The 22,171-nt window shown below is 69.6% G+C and carries 16 protein-coding genes; 5 read left to right on the top strand and 11 right to left on the bottom strand.

Going from position 1 to position 22,171, the window contains the following annotated elements; all coding sequences use genetic code 11:
- Window positions 1-396 precede the first annotated feature (396 nt).
- A complete protein-coding gene (locus tag ACFYY2_RS09405; protein WP_388739317.1) occupies window positions 397-948 on the top strand; it encodes a TetR/AcrR family transcriptional regulator in 552 nt (183 codons plus the stop codon).
- Between the two features lie 486 nt (window positions 949-1,434).
- On the opposite strand, the gene ACFYY2_RS09410 is transcribed toward ACFYY2_RS09405, so the two are convergent.
- The gene (locus ACFYY2_RS09410) at window positions 1,435-2,079 is read right to left on the bottom strand and encodes a DsbA family oxidoreductase (protein WP_388739319.1); all 645 of its coding nucleotides are present in this window, start codon (window positions 2,077-2,079) and stop codon (window positions 1,435-1,437) included.
- 299 nt (window positions 2,080-2,378) lie between these two features.
- The gene (locus ACFYY2_RS09415) at window positions 2,379-2,927 is read right to left on the bottom strand and encodes a MarR family winged helix-turn-helix transcriptional regulator (protein ID WP_388739322.1); all 549 of its coding nucleotides are present in this window, start codon (window positions 2,925-2,927) and stop codon (window positions 2,379-2,381) included.
- 397 nt (window positions 2,928-3,324) lie between these two features.
- Here ACFYY2_RS09415 and ACFYY2_RS09420 point away from each other — a divergent pair, with 397 nt between their 5' ends.
- Window positions 3,325-3,888, top strand: coding sequence for an NADPH-dependent FMN reductase (locus tag ACFYY2_RS09420; protein WP_388739324.1), 564 nt, complete (start codon window positions 3,325-3,327; stop codon window positions 3,886-3,888).
- Between the two features lie 219 nt (window positions 3,889-4,107).
- Complete coding sequence (locus tag ACFYY2_RS09425) at window positions 4,108-4,671, top strand: DoxX family protein (RefSeq protein WP_388739326.1); 564 nt, start codon at window positions 4,108-4,110, stop codon at window positions 4,669-4,671.
- Between the two features lie 178 nt (window positions 4,672-4,849).
- Here ACFYY2_RS09425 and ACFYY2_RS09430 read toward each other — a convergent pair whose 3' ends face one another.
- The 3 genes from ACFYY2_RS09430 to ACFYY2_RS09440 form a co-directional block, all read right to left on the bottom strand.
- On the bottom strand, window positions 4,850-5,533 hold the full coding sequence (locus tag ACFYY2_RS09430; protein ID WP_388739329.1) for a peptide deformylase: 684 nt from the start codon (window positions 5,531-5,533) through the stop codon (window positions 4,850-4,852).
- A 348-nt stretch (window positions 5,534-5,881) separates the two neighbouring features.
- On the bottom strand, window positions 5,882-9,664 hold the full coding sequence (locus ACFYY2_RS09435; protein WP_388739332.1) for a S8 family serine peptidase: 3,783 nt from the start codon (window positions 9,662-9,664) through the stop codon (window positions 5,882-5,884).
- 346 nt (window positions 9,665-10,010) lie between these two features.
- A complete protein-coding gene (locus ACFYY2_RS09440; protein ID WP_388739334.1) occupies window positions 10,011-11,702 on the bottom strand; it encodes a carboxylesterase/lipase family protein in 1,692 nt (563 codons plus the stop codon).
- A gap of 180 nt (window positions 11,703-11,882) precedes the next feature.
- On the opposite strand from ACFYY2_RS09440, the gene ACFYY2_RS09445 reads away from it, so the two are divergent.
- A complete protein-coding gene (locus ACFYY2_RS09445) occupies window positions 11,883-12,800 on the top strand; it encodes a MerR family transcriptional regulator (protein ID WP_388739337.1) in 918 nt (305 codons plus the stop codon).
- A gap of 216 nt (window positions 12,801-13,016) precedes the next feature.
- Window positions 13,017-13,364, top strand: coding sequence for a DUF1330 domain-containing protein (locus tag ACFYY2_RS09450; RefSeq protein WP_388740037.1), 348 nt, complete (start codon window positions 13,017-13,019; stop codon window positions 13,362-13,364).
- Window positions 13,365-13,550: 186 nt separating this feature from the next.
- On the opposite strand, the gene ACFYY2_RS09455 is transcribed toward ACFYY2_RS09450, so the two are convergent.
- From ACFYY2_RS09455 to ACFYY2_RS09480, 6 genes are all read right to left on the bottom strand, one after another.
- Window positions 13,551-13,730 (bottom strand): hypothetical protein, encoded by a 180-nt coding sequence (locus tag ACFYY2_RS09455; RefSeq protein ID WP_388739340.1) that lies wholly within the window; start codon window positions 13,728-13,730, stop codon window positions 13,551-13,553.
- Window positions 13,731-13,848: 118 nt separating this feature from the next.
- On the bottom strand, window positions 13,849-14,385 hold the full coding sequence (locus tag ACFYY2_RS09460; RefSeq protein WP_388739343.1) for a hypothetical protein: 537 nt from the start codon (window positions 14,383-14,385) through the stop codon (window positions 13,849-13,851).
- A gap of 230 nt (window positions 14,386-14,615) precedes the next feature.
- On the bottom strand, window positions 14,616-16,811 hold the full coding sequence (locus ACFYY2_RS09465) for a HEAT repeat domain-containing protein (RefSeq protein WP_388739346.1): 2,196 nt from the start codon (window positions 16,809-16,811) through the stop codon (window positions 14,616-14,618).
- Between the two features lie 314 nt (window positions 16,812-17,125).
- Window positions 17,126-17,980, bottom strand: coding sequence for a carbon-nitrogen hydrolase family protein (locus tag ACFYY2_RS09470; RefSeq protein ID WP_388740040.1), 855 nt, complete (start codon window positions 17,978-17,980; stop codon window positions 17,126-17,128).
- A 393-nt stretch (window positions 17,981-18,373) separates the two neighbouring features.
- Window positions 18,374-20,677, bottom strand: a complete 2,304-nt coding sequence (gene fxlM / locus ACFYY2_RS09475; protein WP_388739349.1) for a methyltransferase, FxLD system — start codon at window positions 20,675-20,677, stop codon at window positions 18,374-18,376.
- Window positions 20,678-20,852: 175 nt separating this feature from the next.
- Window positions 20,853-22,064, bottom strand: a complete 1,212-nt coding sequence (locus ACFYY2_RS09480; protein WP_388739352.1) for a methyltransferase — start codon at window positions 22,062-22,064, stop codon at window positions 20,853-20,855.
- Window positions 22,065-22,171: the final 107 nt, after the last annotated feature.

The following is a 22,171-nucleotide window of genomic DNA, read 5'->3' on the forward strand; positions in this document are numbered from 1 at the left end:
CAGAGCAAAGGAATGCAATGTAGTTCTCACTGTTCGCTATGTGTCTCGGTGCTGTGGCCGGCCGACGCACGCCGTGTGCCGTCCAGGGGACGAACGGCGCACCGGGGCCTGTGCGGCGGCGCAGGGCGCATCGTGCGGGCGCGTTTCCCCGGGTGGCCGCCGATGCCGTGTTACGCCGTGTCGGCGATGTCCTGCACGTGGCCGAGGGGTCTCGTGACCGGCACGCTCGCTTCCGCGACGTCGAATTCACTCCTTGGACGGGTCGCGCAGCGGAACACCGATCCGTAGGATGAATACGTCCGGAGCGCCGCTCCGGATAAAACCCTAACGGAGCGGTGCTCCGCTAGTCAATGGAGTGCCGCTCCGCTTCATGTGAGGTGTCTTTTGCCGTCGCTCATGCGCGCCGACGCGCTCAGGAACCGCGCTCTGCTCCTGGCCGCCGCAGGTGAGGTCATCGCCGAACGAGGCACCGACGCGTCCCTGCGGGACATCGCACGCCGCGCGGGTGTGGGCATCGGCACGCTGTACCGCCACTTCGCGGATCGCGAAAGGCTTCTCGAAGCGCTGCTCGACGCCAACTTCGACGCGCTGCGCAAGCGCGCCGACAGCCTGCTCGCGGCGCCGGATCCCGAGGCGGCTCTCCTGGCGTGGCTGAGAGAGCTGGCGGCGGGTTCGGCCACGTATCGGGGGCTGCCGGAGTCGATCATGGAAGCCCTGGCCGACGAGCAGTCGGGGCTGCACGATGCCTGCGAACAGACGAAGTCGGCCGGCGGCCGACTCCTTGAGCGTGCGCGCGAGGCGGGCCGCATCCGCCCGGGCCTGACGATCCACGCGGCCATATCGGTCGCTCTCGGCCTCTCCTGGGCGGCTCAGCACTCATGCGATCTCGCGGGTCAGGTGGACCACCTGCTCTCCGCGGCGATCGGGGTGAACGATGCGAATCGCTGACGCCCGCCGCTGGCACGTCGTCCGGCCGACGCCCGGAAACGGGCCGCAGTCCGATGCACGGCTGACGCGGCCGCTGTGTGCGAGGAATGCCCAGGCGCCTCGGACGGCACCGGGCCCGAAGCGTCGGGCCCTGAGGAGTTGATCTGTATCCGCCGTATGCGCCGTATCCGACAGGGCACATCAAGGGGGCGGCAGGCGGCGTGCGCGAACTCGTCTTCGAGCCCGACGCGTTCGCCCCGGGCCCTGGGTGTCCGCTTCGCCCCGCCCCGGCGGGGGCAGGGACTCGGGGTGGTGCCCATAGGGCCGGGCTGTCAGCTCGCTCTTCCTGCTGGTGACGCGGGTCGTTGCCGGACGGCCGCTCCTGGGTGCGGTGCTCTGCGCGCGCCCGCGTCAACGCGCTTTGCCGTGCGGCGGCGGACGCTCGTCCGCCGCCGCACGGCGGTCAGTTCCTGTGGCTCGTCGACGACGACGTGCCCGGGGATGTCGCTACGCGGCGGACCGGTTGGCCCAGGCCTGCTTCAGCGCCTTCGTGTAGGCATCGGCCGACTGGACGCCGCCGACACTGTAGCGCCGGTCGAGCACGACGAACGGTACGCCCTGGGCGCCGACCTCCACGGCCTCCCGCTCATCGCTCCGGACCTCGTCGGCAAAGGCCTTCGGGTCGTCGAGGACCGCCACGACCTCGGCCTCGTCCAGTCCCGCCGCGACGGCCACGTCGATCTGGGTCTGCCGGTCGTAGACGGAGCGCTCCTCGCCGAAGTTCGCCCGGAACACGAGGTCCGCCAGCTCGTCCTGCAGGCCGCGGGTCTTCGCGAAGTGGATCAGGCGGTGGAGGTCGAAGGTGTTGCCGAATCGGCGACCGCCGACGATGAAGTCGAGGCCCAGCCCCCTCGCCAGATCGGCGGCCTGCTCCTCGCGGGCCACCTGCTGAGCGTTGGTGCGCCCGTACTGCTTGGCGACCACGTCGACGTATGACGAGTTGCCGTTCTTCGCGTCGGGGTTGAGTTCGAACGACCGCTGCACGACCTCAACCTCGTCACGGTGCTCGAAGGCGGCGAGTCCCTTGGCGAAGGCGGCGCGGCCCGAGTAGCACCACGGGCAGGCGATGTCCGTCCAGATTTCGACGCGCATGACTGGTATCTCCCTGCTTGCGATACCGCGGGCCCGAGACACGCGCCGCGCGGTGCTGGGGGCGCCCCGTGAATCCCGCATTGCGGTGACGCCCGTACACAGTCGCCCGGCCGGGCGACCCTCCTCATAGTAGACGACCGGACGTCTACGATTCTTCCCGCCTGATGGCCATCACGCCTGATGGCCATCACGCCGGGTGGAGGGCAGGCCGGGCGGGAGCGGCACCCGGCCAGGAAGTGCATCAGTCGCCGGTTCGATCCCGTGGGCCGTCTCCGTCGCTCTCCCGTCCGTGCGGCCCGTCACTGTCCGCGAGGGTGTTGCGGGGCCGCCTCCGGGCCTGAGCATTCCTGCCGCTCCCGCCGGTCGACTCTCTCGTTGATTCGCTCGCTGATCTTCTCGGCGATGACGCCCAGGGTGTCCAGTTCGGCGGGGTCGAGAACGTCGTAGACGAGGTCGCGTACCAGGGCGACGTGCCCCGGCGCGGCCTCGACGAGATGGGCGTGGCCCGCTTCGGTCAGGATCGCCTGGGTGTAGCGGCCGTTGGTGGGGTCGGGCTCCCGGCGGATGAGCCCCCGTCGCTCCAGCCTGCCGGCCATGTGGGAGAGGCGGGACAGCTCGGAGTTGACGAGGACGGCCAGGTCGCTCATGCGCATGCGCCGGTCCGGCTGGTCGGACAGGCCGGCGAGGACGTAGTACTCCACGTAACGCAGCCCCGCGTCCTGTTGCAGCTGCGCCTCCAGAGCCGCCGGCAGCTTGTGCAGCATGAGGCCGAATTGCAGCCACGTCGCCAGCTCTGCGGGCGTCAGCCAGCGCGGCGGATCGTTCGGATCCGGATGATCTTCGGGCATGCGCCGAGTCTACCGACGTGAACGTTCAAGTGGCGCACTTGAACGTTCACGTGAGTCGGTCTAGTGTCTCACTTGACGGTTCAAGTGAGGGCGATGCCGGGGCTGAAGGTCACCGGTGCGCGTCCATGCACGTGATCTGTTCCCCGCTCGGCATGGGCAGGCGCAAGGGCATCCTGCGGCCCGTGGAATGCGGGTGCTCCCGCGTTCACGCGGCGCCGGTCCGGATCCTCGATCCCGATTTCGAGTCGGATGCATCCCGTGACGGGGTGCCGTCAGGCGCACGACATCACCACCACGACGAACGGCGGGTCGGGACATGTGGCTCAGCGCCGCGTCACGGCCCGCCACGCATCCGCCGGCCCGGCGTCACGTGGCCGGCCCACCAAGGAGGAGAACCATGAACGACCTCAAGATCGCCGTCATCCTCGGCAGCACCCGCCCCGGCCGTAACGGCAAGGCGGTCGCGGACTGGGTGGTGGACCGGGCCGGCGCCCGCGCCGGTGTCGACTACCAGCTGGTCGACCTCGCCGACTACCCGCTGCCCCACCTGGACGAGGCCGTCCCGCCGGCCATGGGCCAGTACCAGGGTGAGCACACCAAGACCTGGGCGGCCAGGATCGCGGAGTTCGACGGGTACGTCTTCGTGACCCCCGAGTACAACCACTCCACCTCCGGCGTACTCAAGAACGCCATCGACTACCTGTACGGCGAGTGGAACAACAAGTCCGCCGCCTTCGTCTCCTACGGCTCCCTCGGTGGCGCGCGGGCCATCGAGCACCTGCGAACCGTGGCCAGCGAACTGCAACTCGCGCACGTGCGACAGCAGTTGTCCTTCTCCCTGTTCACCGACTTCGAGAACTTCTCGGTCTTCAAGCCGGCCGAGCAGCACGACGCCGCCGCGACCACGCTGTTCGACCAGCTGGAGTCGTGGGCCCGCGCCCTCAGGACAGTCCGGGTCTGACACCCCCGCCCGCCGAAAGACGGGCATCGCGCGAACGTCCATCACTCCCGGGCGCGGCCCCGGAACCGAGTGCATCCCGGTTCCGGGGCCGCGCCCGGGCCGCCTCGACCGTTACGGCCATGCGACCGGGCCTGGCTCCCCCCCCGTCCTCATGCGCGACCCGTGCTCAGCGGCGTCGGGTTCGCAGGCCGTGCTCAGCATCCCCAGGAAGGACCCACCGTGTCCGTGTCAGACCTCGACGCCCTCGATCACTCCGCTCCCCGCTCTTCCGGTACCCACGAGCGAGGTGTTCCGCTGCCCGCCGCCCACGACGCCGGGCTGCTGCTTATACGCCTGGCCCTCGGCGTGACGATGGCGAGCCACGGGACTCAGAAACTCTTCGGCTGGTTCTCGGGAGGAGGGGTGGACGGAACGGCGCAGTTCTTCTCCTCCGTGGGTTATCCCTCCGGCAAGGCGATGGCCGTGATCGCGGGGCTGAGCGAAGTGCTCGGAGGGCTCGGCCTGGCCCTGGGGCTGCTGACGCCGCTCGCCGGAGCGGCGATCGTCGGAGTCATGGTGAACGCCGTGGCCGTCAAGTGGGGTGGTGGCTTCTTCGCCCCCACCGGCGTGGAGTACGAACTCACCCTCGCCGCGGGAGCGGCGGCCCTGGCGATAAGCGGGCCGGGGCGATGGGCACTTGACGCCCGCCTGCCCGGTCTGCGGAAGCACCGTTCGCGGTACGGCTTTGCGGCGGTGACCCTCGGCATCCTCGTCGCTGCGGTGGTGCTGCTGTTCCGGGCCTGATCAGCTCCGTTCCGCGGCGCGGGCGGACGGTCATCGACCTGAGTGTGCGGGGCGCCGAACCCTCCAGGGCGGCCCGCACCGCCGAACCAGCGACCTTCCAGCGTCACCGGCCGCGATCACCGCCATGAGCAGACGAGTCGCCCGCCGAGGGCCGGCCGCCCCCGCCGACCGGCCGGCCTCACCGCTCCGGCTTCAGCTCAGGCAGCGGGAATCCCAGAGCCAGAGCGGCGTCGGCGGGAGTAGGTTGCTGCCAGTGCCTGGCCACCGCTTCGTGTGTTGCCAGAGAACGCAGTTCGGCGCGGTCAAGGTAGAGCGTGCCATCAAGGTGGTCGGTCTCGTGCTGAACGATTCGTGCGGGCCAGCCCGAGAACTCCTCGTCGAAGCTCCGTCCGGTCTCGTCCTCCCCGCGCAGCCGCACGTGCTCATGCCGGGCGACGACGGCCTGCCAACCGGGGATGCTCAGACATCCTTCGAAGAACGCGGCCCGGCGCTCGCCGACGGGTTCGTACAGCGGGTTCACCAGCACCCGGAAGGGAAGCGGCACTCGGCCACGGATCTCGCGTACCTCCACGGGCATCTCCGGGCGTGTCCCGCGCAGCTCAGGCGGCAAATCGACCGGATCCTCGACCACGGCAAGCCGCAGCGGGATGCCGACCTGCGGCGCCGCCAGACCCACTCCGGGCGCGGCACGCATGGATTCCTTCATCGCCTCGACGAGGCGACCGAACCGCTCGGCACCGAGCTGTCCCTCGTAGGGCGTGGTCGGCTGCCGCAAGACCGGGTCCCCGGCACGGACGACAGGCAACGGCCGGGTGGTGGAGAGGAGTTCATCAACGAGATCGACAAGTTTTCCGGTTTCCATCGCTCCAGCATCTCAAAGACCCGAGGCGGAGATGCCCTCGGGCGCAGCCGGGGCGTCTCGTTTCTGAAGCTGCGTCATACCGAGTTTAGGGAGGGCTGCGAACCGGCGGGCCGGGCGATCACCCTCACAGGTGTTTCCGGGACGGAAGTGTGTGGCCTGCGAACGGGACGAGCGACGGGCGACGCGGAGTAACTCTCTTACACAGAGAGGGAGTGCGGGTTCGGCTACCAGTGCCCCCGCTTCCAGCTTGTTGTGACGTGTCCGGAAGGCGGTCCGCCCCGCGGCCTGGCCTGTCGGCCTGACCGCGGGGCGGTGATCGCTATGTGCGGATCAGAGCATCCCTGTCGCTCACCGGACGATGCCCGCGGCTCTCACCACGGTCTGCGTGACGGTGTTGCCGCGACTGTCCCCGGCGTGCACGCGCAACGTGACGTACCGCGCGGACTTGGGCGCGGCCAGCGTCGTACTCACCTTTCCGTTGCCCCGGCCGCTGATGCGTGCCGTCGTCCAGGTGGCGCCGTCGTCGTAGGAGACCTCCACCTTCCGCGTGTGCAGCGCCGCGCGCGGGCCACCCTGCAGGTGCACGGGCTTCACGACCAGTGCCGCGTTCCGGTCAGCCCTGCCGTCCAGGTCGGTGGGAAGGGCGTAGTCCACCTGGATCAGCGGGAGTTGCTCGGCCTCATCGGCATTGCGGGGTGTGGAGGAGACGAACGACCACTCGGTGCGGGTACTGGTCGAATAGGGGAACTCCGCAGTTCCGTTCCGGGTGCCCGTGTACACCAGACGGTAGGTGCCCTTGGCGGGCGGGACGGTGATCCACACCCCGTTCTCGCTCGTGCCGAGCAGGGAGGCGCCGCGGTACAGCTCGGTCTTCCCTCCCACGGTCTCGTCACTCCCGAAGGAGGAGAAGTTGGCGTGATCACTGCCGGAGTCGCCCCAGCCCGGGATGACGACATCGATGAGGTCGCCGGTACGGGTGGGCCGCTGGATCGTGCTGTTGAGGCGCGGCCGGATGACCGCCCCGAACCAGTGCACGTCGGTGGTGCGGCCGGCCGGGTAGCGCACCTGGTCGGAGGCGCTGAACGCCACCGGGAAGAGCAGTGCCTCCTCGGACCAGTTGAACGCGTCATCGGTCGTGACGTAGTCGGTGCGGTGCGTGCCCGCCGTGCTCAGCCGGGTGGTGGCGAAGTTGTACGCCGTCCACGGGTGGATGTCGTAGCGGTTCTCGTACACCTCGCGCCCGTTGGGGTTGCGGAAGTCCGCATCGACGCGGGCGAGCTGCCGCTCCGTCGGAGCGTAGGTGAGATCCGCGGGGATACGCCCCTTCCAGGTGCGGACCAGGTCGTACAGGTAGTCGGTGTCGGGATGGGACACGGCGCGCAGGGACACGCTGCCCGAGGGGCTCGCGTCGACACGGGCCATCAGCTTCTCGCCCTGGGTGCGGGACAGGCCCACGACCTGGATGCTCGATTTGATGATGGGCTCGCGCAGACGTCCGTCGAGGTCGTTCACGAACAGGAGCAGCTTCACGCCGGCGGTCTGCGCGGCTCTGATCTGGTCGTCCGCGGTGTCGTCGTCGCTGGAGTCCCAGGGCACGACGGCGGCCTTGCCCCTGGCGTCGACGCCCTTGTAGTCCGCTGCCATGCCGGCGCCGGGGTGGATCAGGGCGAAGCCGTGGTCGCCGTCCGGGAGACTTGCGGATCCGGGCAGGACCCACAGGTCGTCGAACTCCTGGGATCCGGCGGTCACCGACAGCAACGGCTGCTGGTCGCGCCAGCGGACGGTCAGGTACTGGGTGCCGTCGGTACCCGGTGCGGTGGGTGCCGTCCAGATGCTGTCGTAGCCGTCGCCGAGCCGGACGCTGTCGGTCAGCGAGCTGTTGTCTTCGAACTGACGGTGGAGGTCGAGGCGCCGGAAGAGGTTCTCCGTCTTCCTCGGCGTCCTGGCGGATATCTCACGCAGCTTCGTACCGTCGAAGACGAGGTCGGTGTCGTCGGTGATGTCCACCTGCGGGAGGACCATACGGGCATAGCCGGCCGAGGCCTCGCCGTGCGTGCCTTCGACGCGGAAGTCGGCGTAGACGGTGTACCGGCCGGCCGGCAGCAGCTGGTCGGAGACACCCCCGCTGTAGATGTAGGTGCCCGCGTAGTCGTCGCCCTTGCGGTAGAAGGTGAGGGCGCCGTACGTGGCTTCACCGGAGCGCCCGGTGATCTTCGCGTTGACGTGGGTGAGCCGCTGGCGGGTGCTGACGCCGAGCAGGGTACGGGTGCGAACCTTGCCGTCCACGGACGCGGTGAGCCGACCGGTCCAGCGCTGCAGTTCGCCCGCCTTGGCGCGGTCGGTGCGGACGGTCACGGCAGCGGTGCCGTGGGCGGGAACCTCCTGTCGGTCCTGGGACAGGGCGAAGACGCCTGCCGGGACACCGGGTGCGTCCACGGCCAGGTCCACGGTGACGGCCCGGTCCGACGTGTTGGTCCAGGTGACCGTGGACTCGACGACGGCCTGGCCCTCGCCCGGCGTGTTGATCCCGGCGTCCGCCGTCCCGGTCGCGGTGAGGGTTCCCACCGCTGCGACGGCGTCGACGCGGCCGTTGCCGCCGTCGTCGATGCTGTTGCCGGGCGTCGGATGAACCGTGCTGATCAGCGCGTCCTTGACACGGGCGCCGCTCCAGTCCGGGTGGGCTGCGGCCACCAGGGCCGCCACTCCGGCCACGTGCGGCGTGGCCATCGAGGTGCCGCTGAGCGTGAGGTAGGAGCCGGAGCCAGAAGGGGCGTACTGCGATCTGGCGGCGAGGATCCCGACGCCGGGGGCGGTTATCTCGGGCTTGAGGGCGTCGTCGCCGTAGCGCGGGCCGCGGCTGGAGAAGTCCGCGACGGCGTCGGCGGAGTCCACCGCGCCGACGGTCAGTGCCGAGTCCGCGGTGCCCGGCGACCTGACGGTCTGGGCCTCGGGTCCGCTGTTGCCGGCCGCGATCGTGAACAGCGCACCGGTCTCCTCGCTGAGCGCGTTCACCGAACGGGCGAGGAGGGTCTCACCGTCGGCGCTCTCGTTGCTGCCGAGGCTCATGCTGACGACTCGGGCGTGCACGTCCCGCGCGGCCCATTCCATGCCGGCGACGATCCAGGAGTCGTAGCCCGATCCCGCGTTGTTGAGGACCTTGCCCACGTGCAGGTCCACGCCGGGCGCTACGCCCTTCTCCTTGCCGTCGGAGGCGGCGCCGCTGCCCGCGATGGTGGAGGCGACGTGTGTGCCGTGTCCGTTGCGGTCGGTGACGTCCTCCCCGGGCACGAAGCTGTCGCTGTCCTCCACGGCACCCTTCAGATCGGGGTGGCCGGGGTCGTAACCGGTGTCCAGGACTGCCACGTCGACGCCGTCACCGGTGTTGCCGCCGGACCAGACGTCGGGCGCGCCGATCTGGGCGACCGAGTCGCTCAGCACCGCCTCCGCCTTGCCGTCGAGCCACACCTTGGAGATGCCGCCCTTGAAGGACGCGCCGGCGTCCCGGGCCGAGCTCGCGGATGCGGATGTGGAGCCGGATCCGGTGAGGGCGGCCCACAGGGAGCCACCGTCCTCCCGGTCCGCGGCCAGCGCGACACCGTTGAGGCTGGTGAGCGGGAGCGTGACGGCGCCCGGGATCGCGTCACCACGGCGGCGCAGGGTTGCCGCCCCCGCGTCCTTGCCGCCGTAGGTCACGATGAGGGGCAGGTGATCGAGACGGGCGTCGTCGTAACCGTCGGCGATGAGCCGGGTGACGTTGAACAGCCGCCGGTCCAGGGAGCCGGCCGCCAGGTAGGGGGCGGCGGAGTCCGGATAGACGTAGGTGTCGCCGCCCACGGTCATCACCCGGGCGCCCGTGGGCTGACCATCGGGACCCTCCACGGCTACGGTGCCGGGGCCGCCGTTCGCGGCGGGAGTGACGGTGACCTCGTCTCCGGTGAGAAGGGTCACGACCGCGGCGGCAGGCCGGCCGGTTGAAGTTCGGGCAACGACGTCGGACTGCGCGGAGTTGGCCGCGCCGAGAGCCGGGGAGGTGTGAGCCGATGCGGGCACGAGCGGGGTCGCCGCTGTGACCAGGACGGCGGCCGCGAGCACGAGCAGGCGGTTCCGTCTTCCAGCAGGTTGGTGTGTCAACGGGAATCCTGACTTGAATGGTCTTACAGGCCGACGGGAATGTATGTCCTTGAGGTCGATCTTGGGAACCCCTTGGCAGTGGACGTAACACACCGTCAATTCCCAGGTGACACACGCTATTTGCCGTTCGATATTTCGATCGTCGGTAGCGGTGCCGGCACGGTTCCCGCTGACTCCGGTACTGCCCCGAACCGTGGGTGCGTCGTGGGGCAGAGGGTGGGTGTGACCGGGGAGTGGGCCGCGACCCGTCTCGACGTCACACACACCATTGCCGCAAACTGTCGTGCCGCCCGAGTTATCAGACAGCCTGTCGGAATGGAACGCCCTTTTGAGTCGCACGGACGGCTTACTCGGACAGGCCGTCCCAGAGTGAGCATTCGTGTGCGGGATACGGGTCTACTGGGTGGATCCCGCCCGGTCCCTGAGCCAGCGACTGCACCGACGGCGCGTGAGGTGACGAAGCCCGGAGGGCGGGCCAGAACGGGGCGCCGGGGGTGTTCGGGTTGCCGGTGCGCGCGAAGTCCGTCCAGTAGTCGATCATCTGGTCCGACAGGGCGCGCTGGCCGTCGTTCCGTGGTCCTCCGGTGGGGAACGAGGTGAACAGGAACGGCATCTCGAAGCCGTGCGCCGCACCGTAGGGGAAGCCCGGGTTCGCCGGCAGGCCGGCGAGGACAGGAGCGTCGGGATCGTTGAACTCGTAGCCGAAGAGGGGCAGTCCGGGGGCGCGCGCGCTGATGGCCCGACCGGCTGCCAGCGTGGTGCACGCGAAGGACCGATCGGTCAGCACCGCCGCCCACGCCAGCGCGGGAGAGGGATGACGTGCCGCCGGATACCGCGCCTCGACGGCCGGTGCCGCCGCCCCGAAGGCCTCCGCCAGCCGGGCTCGGTAGTCGCCCTCGGTGCGAATCGGGGACGTGGCGAGCGACAGGCCGACGAACATCCGCATCTCGTCGTGGTTGTTGCCCAGGACGACCGGCACGCGGTGGAAGCGCCCCGCCACCAACGCCCGGGCCGGTGCCACGGGCAGCAGCCCGTTGCCGAACGCAGGCCGGTTGAAGGACTGCATCAGCTGCGCGGTGGCGAGCCGGTCCGTGCTCTGCCCGCGCAGGCACGTCAGAACCTCGTTCTCGCCGCCCTCGGTGCAGCCCAATTGCCGGGCGGCTTCCGCACCGGCCGTCTGGACCTCGGCCTGTGAGGCGAACGGCTCGTACGCCGGTGTCCCGGGACCGAGCGCGCCGCGCGGAAAGGACGTGAGGCAGGAACCGCTCTGGAGAACGGCTCGCTGGAAGAGTCCGGCGGCCGTCGGCGACGTGAGGTGGGCACAGACACTGAGGGCGCCGGCGGACTCACCGAACAGCGTGACACGGTTCGGATCACCGCCGAAGCGGGCGGCGTTCGCTCGCACCCACCGCAGAGCGGCCTGCTGGTCCGCCAGGCCGAACGGCGGGGCGGCGCCCAACCCGGAGTGGCCGAAGTAGCCGAAGATCCCCAACCGGTAGTTGACCGTGACGACGATGGCGTCTCCCTGGACCGCCAGCCCTTCAGCGCTGTAGTCACTGCCCGAACCGCCCAGGAACGCACCGCCGTGCATCCACACCAGTACGGGCCGCTTCCCCGCGGCCGAGTCCGCCGCCGGCACCGCGACGTTGAGGTAGAGACAGTCCTCCGAGCCGATGACCGCGCCCGCACCTGGTGCCGGCATCTGCACACAGCGTTGAGCCGGCCTCGTGGCCTCCCGGACACCCTGCCACGCGGCGGCGGGCACAGGGGCACGCCAGCGGAGCGGTCCGGTCGGCGGTGCGGCATAGGGAATGCCGTCGAACGAGGTGTACGAGTCGTGGGACACGCCGCGTACCAGACCCTGCTCTGTCCGTACGACCGTACGGTCGTGTCTCTCCGAGCCAGGAGACCCGAAGCCCGCGCCGGCCGCGGGTACGGCGGAGGCCCACAGCAGGGCCATTCCGCACAGCAAGCGGATGAGCGCCACGTGGAGTCCGGCTCTTACGTACGGACGTGGTGCTGTCGTGGTCGAGGGCATACGTACCACCGTTCGTTGATCGGCGACGGGACGGGACGACGGGGCGGGAGGGCGGTGGCACGTGGCAGCACGCGACCGCGCTGGGCCGGGGGACGAGAACCTTGCTTCGGGAACAGGCCGGACCGACCCGCCGGCGATCAATACGCTAGAACCTCCCGCGCACTGGAGGTTCAAGGGACTGTGACGCAGGACACGTGGAGCATCGGTGAACTCGCGGCCGCAACGGGCCTTCCAGTCAAGACGATCCGCTATTACTCCGACAGCGGTCTACTGCCGGTGGCCGCTCGTAGCGCCGGTGGTCACCGCCGCTACGGCCCCGAGGCGTGGGAGCGAATCCGGCTCATCAGACGCCTGCGGGCACTGGACACCCCCATCGCGACGATCACGCAGGTAGTCACGGGGGAGTGCACGCTCGGCGAACTGATGGCGACCGAGCTCGAAGCAGTGCAGGAACGACTGACCGGACTGAGGTGGCGCGAAGCCACACTCAAGTCACTGAACGACTGTCCGAGCGAGGAACGGCTCCGGCGTCTGGAGATACTCTCCCGCGTGCAGCGGCTTTCGGAGGCGCACCGCACGCTCACCGATCACTGGTACCGCGCACTGTCCGAGGCCATGCCCAAGTCCCGGCTCGACATCATGGTCGCCATGCTGGCACCCGCCCCGCCGCATGACCCCGTCCCCGCCACTGCCCTGGCCTACGCCGAACTGCACCTGCTCATTTCCACACCCGGTTTCACCCGCTGGACCCAGGATCACGACGAGGAGATGAGGGACGGTCCGGCCTTCTACGCGGAGATCGACGAAGCCGCCGCGCTGACGGCCGCCGCTCTGGCCCAGGGCCTGCCGCCGGGCGCCGGCGACGCGGTGGACGCCTTCGTGTCCGCCCACGCGCGAGCCCGGCGGGAGTCGGACACCGCCGCCTTCCGAGTACACCTGCACGGGCTGGTCTCCCGGTCATCCGCCTTCGACCCCCGACTGGAGAGGTATTGGGCCCTGGTCGGCACCACCACGGCCGGGCGCGTACTGAACATGACGGAGGCGCATCGATGGCTCACCGACGGACTGTCGATGTCGATCGCCGCAGCGAACATCTAGCCAGTCCCGGACTTCGCGGGCCGTTGATTCGGATCTGCTCCTTGTACTTCCGGCGAGCTTCGTGCCAGGCCGGTGAACGCACGTGTATCACAACGGAGTTGCGCGGCGATGGAGGTCGTCATGAGGGCAGGAACACTGCTTGGCGGGTCATCATCCCGGGTGCCTTCGCATGCCATGATCGACGGCGTACGGAGCCCTGCCGACTGGAAGGACATCATGCCCGCCTACGCCATAGCGCACCTGCAAGAGACCACCCCGGTCCCCGAGATCCTTGAGTACATCGAGCGCATCACCGCCACCTTCGAGCCGCACGGCGGCCGATTCCTGGTGCACGCCGCACAGCACGAGGTGAAAGAGGGCAGCTGGCCCGGGCACGTCGTGCTGATCGGCTTCCCTGGGATCGCCGAGGCACGGGCCTGGTGGGACTCACCCGCATACCAGGAGATCGCACCACTGCGCTCGCGGCACATCGAGGGCGACATCATCCTGGTCGAAGGCGTCCCCGAGAACTACGACCCAACTGCCACCGTCAAGGCGATGCGGGAGACCCTACCTGCCGAATGACCCCAGGTCCGGGCCCCCAGCGCCACGGCGCCGGGCCCGCACAGGTCGAAGGCGGTGCTGGGGTCTGGTGGCGGTCTCGCCTGACCTGCCGCTCGATCAGGCTGAACACCAGTGACTGATCGTTTCAATATGAGCTGGTGGGGCGCTTGGCATCGGGATGAGCTGTAGGTGAGCCGTCATGAATGGTCACCGACCGGTGGATGACCGTCCCAGCGCGGTCTGCGCGTCGACTGCCGCGAGGACAGTGTCAGCCAGTTCCCCGGCGGACTGTCCGCCACCGGCGTCGATGCGAGCCAGGCCCAGCCTGTCGATGGCATCGATCATCAGTGCCTGGTAGCGCTCCGTGCGGGCCAGGAACTTGTCCATCAGGACCCGTTCCTCGTCTGCGTCCCGCCGATCAGAACCACTCGTACATCACGCACACCGACGACCCTACTGATCCTTCTGGGACATCCGCGTCCGCAGGTGACCCACGTGAGAAGATCTAGGACTGATCGCTGCCGAAGGCGTGTTCTTTGAGGAACGCGCCCGCGTGAGCCGCTGCTTCCTCTGCGGTCGCGTACGGTGCTACGCAGGTGGCCGTGTCGGACGCTCCATCAGCGCCTCGACCAGTCCAGCTCCAACCTCCGGACGGCGCCTGCACCAGCTCCGCGGTCCCTCCGAACAGCGCCAGCGTGTTCTTGCCCGCTGTCAGCGGTGCTGGGCGGGTGACGGCATCGGGCCACTTCTTGCGGGCACCCTGCCGGGTGATGCCCCAGACCGCTCCCAACTGCTCATAGCTCGCGCCGTAGGAGCCGGCGGTGGCCGCCGCCCGCTCCGTGAGCTGCCTGACCTCGCGATCCAGCACCTTCCACGCGGCCAGGACGGACAGCGCCACCTCGACCGGATTTGCCTCCCACATACGGGCGGTGGGCAAACCGGTCTCCCGGGAGCGGATGGCCGAGGCCAGGGGGTTCAAGGCTTCGTACAGTGCAGTGTCGAGCTCCGCCTGCTCTTCTGGGGTGATCTCGAAGGCCGTCATGCGGACAACTATAGTTTACAGAAGGGGTCGCGTAAACTAAAGTTTCCATGCTGCGGCGGTCTCGCCACTTCGAAGCGGCACTCGGGGCCTCTGGTCCGGGTCTACGCCAGACCGGCCCATGCTGCTGAGCGGGGCGCGAACTTGCGCGACGGGCGTCGTCTCCTACACCCCCGTAGTGCAGCCCAGCGGGTGCACAGGGCCCGCCGCGGTGAGCCCTGCACACCTCCACGTCATACCTCCTTCTCTTCCCCGGCAAATGCGCGGTCCGTGAAGCCCCGCAGGCGGATCAGGAGGGCACGGCAGGTGCGCTGGAACTCCAGATCGCGGGACACCCCCCATCCCCACGAGCCTCCGTCGCGCTGCGGCTGCGCCATCGCAGCTTCGATGAGGGGCAGTGCGGGGCGTGCCGCCTGTCCCATCCGGCTGAGACAGGCGGCGACATCGCCCGCGGTGGAAGCGTTGTCCTTCCAGGCGGCCAGCAATGCCGGCACGACCATGTCGGCCGCGCTCGCACCGACTATCTCCCACAGGGCTGACGCGACGCGGACGAGGGTCCACGAGTCGTTCAGCACGGCCGAACCGTTCTGCTCATTCCTTGCGTTCTGCTCGACCTGCTGATTCAGGATCCGTCGCAGCAACGGCACTACAGCCGCGGCCGGAGGTCCGATCCTGCCGGCGAGGCTGATCGCGTCTCCGTTCCGGCTGTCGCCCAGGAGGCGCTCCAGCAGCGGCAGGACGTTCTCGGGGCGGCGTTCGAGTTCCCAGACCGCACCCGCCGCGGCGGTGCGCAGGGTGGCATTCTCGGTGTCGGTGAGGGGGCGGACGACGTCCAGGGCGGATGCGGCGCGCGTGCCGAACGACGCGAGCGCCTTCAAGACAGCCTCCGCGGTGCGCCACTGCTTGTGCCGGACGGAAGCCTCAACCGCTTCGGTGAGTGCGGGCACGGCCGCCGGATCACCGAGCTTCGCCAGGGCGGAAGCGAGAGTCGTCGGGCTCACATCGGGCCACTCCCGAGAGTGGTCGACGTCGGCGAGGCGGCGGGCCAGTCTGGGCGTGAGTTCTGCGGCGCACTGCGGCAGGTGCCCAAGCGCGTTCAGAGCGCGCCATGCATCGGTGTCGGTGTCCAGCGCGGTCAGCAGACTGGGCAGGGCCCGTTCGTCTCCGAGACCGGCCAACGCCACGACGGCCTGCTGGTGGGCACGGCGCAAGGCTCGGTGCGGACTAGCCCAGGCGCCAGGCCGGTGCGTGGTGCGGTGGGCGGTGACGTATGCGGCGAGGGCTTCCCGGGCCGGCTCGGCGAGGGTGGCCAGTGATCCGAGCGCCCCGGCCGCGGCCGCAGCGGTGTAGGAGTCGCGCGGCAGCAGGCAGTCACCCAAGAGCCGCACCAGACCGGTGTGATCACCCCGCAAGGACGTGATCAGACTGCGTGCCATGCCAATGGCGTCATACCGGGTGCCCGGGTCCGGGCTGCCCAGCTGCTCGATGAGCAGAGCCGTTCGGCCCTCGGCGCGCGTGCCCAGAGCCGTGTGGAAGGTCAGCAGCAAAGGAGTGGTGGCGGCGTGGACGCGTCCGTCGCGTTCGAGGTCGGCGAAGGCTGCCGCGATGTGCCCGGGGACGTTCGGATCGGGTTCGGGCTCGGTCTCGCACGCACACGGACGGGACGGATCCCGTTCCTCCTCCTCCGGCCGGGGTGCGGGTGTGACTCGGCGGAGCAGTTCGATCGCGGTCGGCACCGTCTGGCCGTCGATGGAGTCGGGAGCGCAGCGGGCCCGATGGACGAGGGCCGCCAGACGGGTATCCGGATCGATCGTGCCGCTGTCGGCCAGCGCGTCCAACCACGCCCGCGCCGACGGGGCAGCCGCAGGCAGACGGAGTGCCAGGTCAGCCATCGTCCGCACCACCAGCAGACGTTCTGCGGTCCCGCCTTCTTCCACGAGGCGGCTCCGCAGAAGCTCCACCGCGCGTTCGGCGTCGTCCAGAAAGAGCCCCAGACCCTCGATGGACGCCCTGCGCACCAGCAGGTCGGGGTCACAGGTGTAGGCGACGAAGGCGTCGGCCTGCTCGCGCATCAGGCTCGCGGTGTCGGGATAGATGGTGGACTCTTCACCATCGTCGCCGCAGATGACGGCATAGAATTCTTCGGCCCCGATCACTTGCCGTTCGATGCTCAGCAACAGCGCGACGACTTCCCCGCGATCGGGAGTCGCAGGGTCGTCCGCCATCGCGAACAGGAACGGCAGACTGGCCACCGTGCTCGAGTACACACTCCCCTGGTGGAGGGCCGCGCCGTAGAAATTCCCGAATGCTTCCTTCCTCTTGTCGGGGTCGAGCGAGACCATGCCGCGCAGCCAGCCCGGCACATCGTCAGCGACCCCGTAGGCGTGCCCCAAGGACGCCCAGTCGATGTTCTCCAAGTCGTTGATCATGACGGAGACTATGCCGGGCGGCACTGACACCTCCGACAGAACAGACCACGGCGCCCCCTCCGTAGTAGGTGCGGAGTGCCTCCGGCGCGCCGGGCGGAGCATCGAGGTCCTCTTTCGCCGCAACGTCAGATTCCTTGACGGCTTTGGAGTGAGCGAACCGTCGCGTAGAGCAGTCCATGGACGAGTGGCAGTGCGTCAGCCAAGGTGACGCACCAAGGACTGAACTGAGGGCTTGGTCCGTGACTGGTCCGGATCTTGTCGTGAGCTGGGTGAGAGCGGAGGCAGAGAAGGCCTGGGAGGCGAACGGGCCGTTCTCAGAAGGAGGTGCGGATGTCGCTGCGAGGGTCACCAGCGACCAGCCGGTCCTTGTAGAGCCCGCCCTGCGCCAGACGGCGCCATGGTCGGGCGTGCCGCAGGGACACGCCGATGTCCGGGTCGGCCGAGTCCAGGTCGATGTCCGCGACCGCCAGAGCGGGCGCTCCGTCGGGGGGGCATTGTGCCAGCCATCGGCCGCCGGGCGCCACGATCCCGGACGGCACCGTGGCGCTGAACTGTGCCGGCACGGCGTAGCCCACCCAGTAGCAGTACAGCGTTCCGTAGGCCTGGGCGACGCGCGCCCTCGGAGCGTCGTCGACCATCACGGAGAGAAGAACGCAGTCGACGCCCAGACGCTCGTACTCAGCGAAGAGCGGTGGGAAGTTCGCCTCCACGCACAGCGCGCAGCCGATCCGGAAACCGTCCACCTCGAAAACCAACGGCTCGCGCCCCGGGGTGTACAGGTAGGAGACCTCGGTATGCGACAGGTACCGCTTGTCGTACCTGGCGACCAGCTCGCCACGGTCGGAGACGACGAAGAGGCTGTTGTGGGGCCTGTGCGGCGGTGTGAGCGGGTGAAGCGACCCGAACGCCGTCCACAGCCGCAGTTCCCCAGCCAGCGCAGCGATCGATCGGGCCTCCTCGCGCACGACGTCCCAGGCCGCCCGGCTCCAGTCAGCGGGGACCGGGTTGCCGTCCGCGCCAGCCGCCATTACGTGCTTGCTCGGATAGGCGATCGCTCCCTCGGGAAACTGAACCAACCGTGCACCCGCCTTGGAGGCCTCGGTCATCAGGGTCCGGATTTCCTGCCCGGCGGCCCGTAGTGCTCCTTGATCAGTAGGGTCCTCCGGCACCGTGCTTTGCGCGACCGCCAGCCGCAATGTCCTCATCCCACGGGGACGTTCCTCGGGTGCAGACGTGGTGGGCATCCTTCTCCGATCGGTGAGCCCTTGCTCGTGGTCGGCCGGGGAGTCAGACCCTCAGCTGGGCCGGATCGCCCTGTGTGGGACCAGGGGTGAGGCGGGTGAAGTACTCAGTCGCCATGATCTTGCTCCTGATCTCCTCTGACATGCGGGCGAGGATCCCGGGCAGCGGTCGTTCGCGGGCGACCTCCCCACGGTGCGCGAGGATCGCGCGCCACTTCTGCGCCAGGTACGAGGAGGCTCTCGTCGTCGGGATGGGCGAACACGCCAAGCAGGGAAGGCCAAGTGGAGGACACCGACTTCACGGAGATCAGCTCGTCGGAGTCAGGCATGCTGACCCCCTGCGATCGAGACGCTCAGCGCGTCGGCCGGGAACCGGCCCGGCCACTGGAAGACAAGCCGTGCGTTCGGCTTGTCGAGCACATCGCCGGGCGGCAACTGGTCGTCGGACGTTGCGGCCGGGTGGACGGTCATCGGCGGGTACCCGCTCGCGCGCACCTCGCGGTCCCAGAGGCGTACGCACTCGGCGAAGCGCTCCGCCACCTCTTCGGCTGCTGGGCCGTAGGCGTGGATGAAAAACTCCGTGATGGCGTCAGCCGGCACCGGGGCGTCCTTGACCTTCCGGTAGGTCAAGTAGGCGAGCGAGCCGTTCGTCAGGATCGCGGCCGCGTCCGGCTGCTCCACGAGCGTCGACCCCTGCGGTGCGGTCAGGCGGCAGAACCCCGGGAGGGTGGTCGCGGCATAGACCTGCAATGTCTCGAAGTTGAACATTCCCCGGACGACGAGGCCGGTGGAGCGCTCGTACCGAGGCCGGCGCAGCGCCTCGTCGAGACCGGCGGTGTCACCGGGAGTCCCGTCCTCCCACCGCACCGTGACGTCGCCATGGGCCAGCTGGACGGCCGGGGCGGTACGAGCGGCGGCGCCGCGGTCCCGTACGAACCCGCAGTACGTCCAGTGCTCGCAATGCAGCACGTCGCCGCGCCGGACCAGGGTGAGGGAGCGGGTGTAGCCGGCCATTTCCAGTGGCACGACCAGCCGCGCCCCTTCGGCGAGTTGCTCTCGCCATGCGGGTGAAATGTCGGACGCGTTGTGCGTGATCATGATCCCGTCGAAGCCGTCGGCCGGGACGTGGCCGGGCGCGCCCAGTCCGCCGTCGCCGAGGACGGCGGTGACCCGGCCGCTGCCGGCTTCCGCGCACAGCCGTTGTGTTCGCTGCACCACGTACCGGTCGACATCGACAGTCACCACCCGGCCGCGCTCTCCGAGGACGTGCGCCAGGAGCTCCGCGTTGTATCCGCCGGATCCGACCTCGAGGACGGTTCCCCCGGCCTTCGGCTTGAGTTGCTCGGCCATGTCGGCCTGGAGCCAGGCCGCGCTGACTGAGCTGGTCGCCCGGCCGCGCTCGTCCCGGCGGGTTACGACGGCCAGGTCGCCGTCGTACGCGGTCTTCAGGGCCGTCTCCGGCGTGAACCGGTGCCGGGGCACCGTGCGCAGTGCCTCTTGGACCGCTGCGGAGGGCGCCCAGCCGCCCGCGATGACGGAATCTGCCATGCGGTGGCGCAGCCGGACGGCTTCGGCCGGCTCTCCGGGCACCGGCATCAGTTCGGAGGTGGTCGGGTAGGCGTTGACCGGCGGCAGGCCGGGGATGACACCGGGCCAGACGGCATCCAGTGCGTTCGCGGCCGGGGTGAACACCGGGCCGAGACATCCGAGACCGTGGGGGTCGTGCCATTCCCAGCGGATGAACTTATGTGGCTCCGCGGTGGTGAGGGTCCCGGTGAAGCCGGCGATCCGGATCACGGCGGTCACCCGCGGGACGCCCTGGGCTGCGTCGGTGAGGATGGACACCACGCCGGCGCCGGTGGCGTGCAGGCCGGTCTCCTCGGCGAGCTCGCGCACGCCGGCCACGTCCAGCGGCTCCGCACCTTCGATCTTCCCGCCCGGAGCTTCCCACATACCGCGTCTGGACCAGCCGAGCAGGACACGCCCGTGCTCGTCGGTCACAACAGCCAGCGCCCCGGCAACGGCGTAGCCGGTGGCCGGTACGGACCGCTCCACGGCGACCGTGTCCGCACACGGACCGCGCAGAACCAGCGCCGCCAAGTCGCCGACGGCGATGCGCTGCACGCTCGTCCATCCGCAGGTGAGGGCGCTGATCTCATCTTCGTCCAGTGCGATGCGCCGCTTCTCGGCCGGGGTGTGCGCGGCCAGCGGGGTAATGACCAGCATGGTGCCGCCCTCGCGCAGTCGGCGCCCGAGCGCGTGCAGGACACGGGTGCGGTCGTTCAGGAAGGCCACCGAGAGGCGGAACACCACCAGGTCGTACAGGTCATTGCCCAGCGGGGCCGGGTCGTCGCGTTCGATGTCCAGGCACAGCCACCGTACCTCCGCGTCAGGGTGGTCCGTGCGGGCCTGCTCCAGGGCGTCCTCGGCGAAGTCGGCTCCGTCGACGGTGTACCCGAGCGAGGCAAGGTGCGCGGACATCTCGCCCGTCCCACACCCCACGTCGAGCGCGCGGCCGCCCTCGGGCGCCGGCGCGTGCTCGACGAGCAGGCCCTTCTCCTCGTCCCCGAGCCGCCGGAGGCCGCGCCCCTCGGTGCAGCGCTCGGACCAGTCATTCCGGGTCATTCCCACAGATCGCTCCTCGTTCGTGAAAGGCGGGTTTGTCGGTGTCAGGGCAGTCCGACAGGTCCGTACAGGGCAGCCGAGGGGGATCTCGGGGCGGGGCCTGAGCAGGCTGACCACGCCCGCCCGGTACATCGGGACCGGAGAGTGCAGTACGACGGGATGCGAGAAAGAGCGGTCATGGCACCTGCCGGGGTACGGCGGCGAGCGGAGGCAGCGTCCAGGACAGGGCCTTCTGGCCCGCGCCGGAGGAGACGTGCTGGCCCCCGGAGCTGTCGCGGAGGTCGACCCGGTACCGCTCGGGCCGTCCGGCGTGCTCCCAGCGCGTGTGGAGATCCTCGAGTTCGGCCCACACATCACGCGGCCCGTGGACTCGAACGGTGCCGTCGTCCGGGCCGGCCACGGCCCAGGAGCCGTCATCGGGCGCGACGATGGTCATCGTCTCCGCCTGGAAGTCCCGGACCAGACCGGGTGCGAGGTAGGCGGCGGCGAGCCAGAATCCGTACGCCTCATCCGGCGGAGGCGTGAGCCGCGTGGACCGTGCCGTGCCGGGGTTGTCCTTGATGCGGGCGCGGTGGTCCAGGGCATTGAGCCACCGGTAGCCCAACAAGGGGCGGTACCCGCGCGGCCTGCCCCGCAGGACCGCCTCGACCGTGCCGGCCGCGGTGCGGGTGACAAGGAGTTGTCCCGGCCAGCTCGGCGTACGGGTCACGAGCGTCGTGAGCAGCCGGCCGCCCGGCGAGAGCTGCTCCACCCATGGCACCGGGATACACGGCACGCCGATGCCTGAGTGGACTCGGTCGTACGGCGCCTTCGCCTCGTACCCTTCGAGCGCGTCACCCTCGATCACCTCCGCACCGACATCGAGACGGTCCAGGTTCCGCTGGGCGAAGGCCGCCATGGGTCCGTCCCGCTCCACGCCGGTAGCGAGTCCGGGACCGGTGACGGCGGCGGCGAGTGCAAGGGAGACGCCGGGGCCCGGCCCGAGCTCGAGATACCGCTGTCCGGAACCGAGTTCCGCGGCTTGGAGGGCTTCGATCGTGGCAGGGGTGTAGGTGGACATGGACGTCATGTGTCCGCCGGTGACCGGCCCGCGGGGGAGAGCGTCGAGGAGTTCGCCGTCGCGCTGGAGCAGGACCGACTCGTCGCTGTGGATCAGCTCGAGCCACTTCTGACGGTCGTCGGGGTGGGAGCCGTCGAGGAGGCGCCAGTCGATCGGGTCCCTACCCGGTCCGCTGATCCGGACGTACGCGTGCGGGAGCAGGATCTCGCGCGGCAAGCGAAGCAGCGCGTCGCGCAGCAGCGAGTCGGTCAGGACACCATCAGCTGTGAGCCGGTCAACCATGTCGGCGCGCCGACGACTCGTCACCATGTGGAGGTCATGTGCCATCGCGGTGTCCTTCACGGGAGTGGGTGCAGGGGCAGGCATGGTGGCCAGGCCGCGGACCGGTGAGGCCCGCAGCGGTGCTGCCGGCGCGAGGTGGAGCAAGTTCCAGG

Origin of the sequence: Streptomyces sp. NPDC001822 (assembly GCF_042892135.1) — a bacterium.
GTDB lineage: Bacteria > Actinomycetota > Actinomycetes > Streptomycetales > Streptomycetaceae > Streptomyces.

Bases quoted from the DNA above. Each gene is read 5' to 3' on its own strand.
- ACFYY2_RS09455 (WP_388739340.1), bottom strand. From the start codon at position 13,730: ATGGACAAGTTCCTGGCCCGCACGGAGCGCTACCAGGCACTGATGATC.
- fxlM (WP_388739349.1), bottom strand. From the start codon at position 20,677: ATGACCCGGAATGACTGGTCCGAGCGCTGCACCGAGGGGCGCGGCCTC.
- ACFYY2_RS09460 (WP_388739343.1), bottom strand. From the start codon at position 14,385: ATGACGGCCTTCGAGATCACCCCAGAAGAGCAGGCGGAGCTCGACACT.
- ACFYY2_RS09415 (WP_388739322.1), bottom strand. From the start codon at position 2,927: ATGCCCGAAGATCATCCGGATCCGAACGATCCGCCGCGCTGGCTGACG.
- ACFYY2_RS09480 (WP_388739352.1), bottom strand. From the start codon at position 22,064: ATGGCACATGACCTCCACATGGTGACGAGTCGTCGGCGCGCCGACATG.
- ACFYY2_RS09440 (WP_388739334.1), bottom strand. From the start codon at position 11,702: ATGCCCTCGACCACGACAGCACCACGTCCGTACGTAAGAGCCGGACTC.
- ACFYY2_RS09450 (WP_388740037.1), top strand. From the start codon at position 13,017: ATGCCCGCCTACGCCATAGCGCACCTGCAAGAGACCACCCCGGTCCCC.
- ACFYY2_RS09410 (WP_388739319.1), bottom strand. From the start codon at position 2,079: ATGCGCGTCGAAATCTGGACGGACATCGCCTGCCCGTGGTGCTACTCG.
- ACFYY2_RS09430 (WP_388739329.1), bottom strand. From the start codon at position 5,533: ATGGAAACCGGAAAACTTGTCGATCTCGTTGATGAACTCCTCTCCACC.
- ACFYY2_RS09465 (WP_388739346.1), bottom strand. From the start codon at position 16,811: ATGATCAACGACTTGGAGAACATCGACTGGGCGTCCTTGGGGCACGCC.
- ACFYY2_RS09420 (WP_388739324.1), top strand. From the start codon at position 3,325: ATGAACGACCTCAAGATCGCCGTCATCCTCGGCAGCACCCGCCCCGGC.
- ACFYY2_RS09405 (WP_388739317.1), top strand. From the start codon at position 397: ATGCGCGCCGACGCGCTCAGGAACCGCGCTCTGCTCCTGGCCGCCGCA.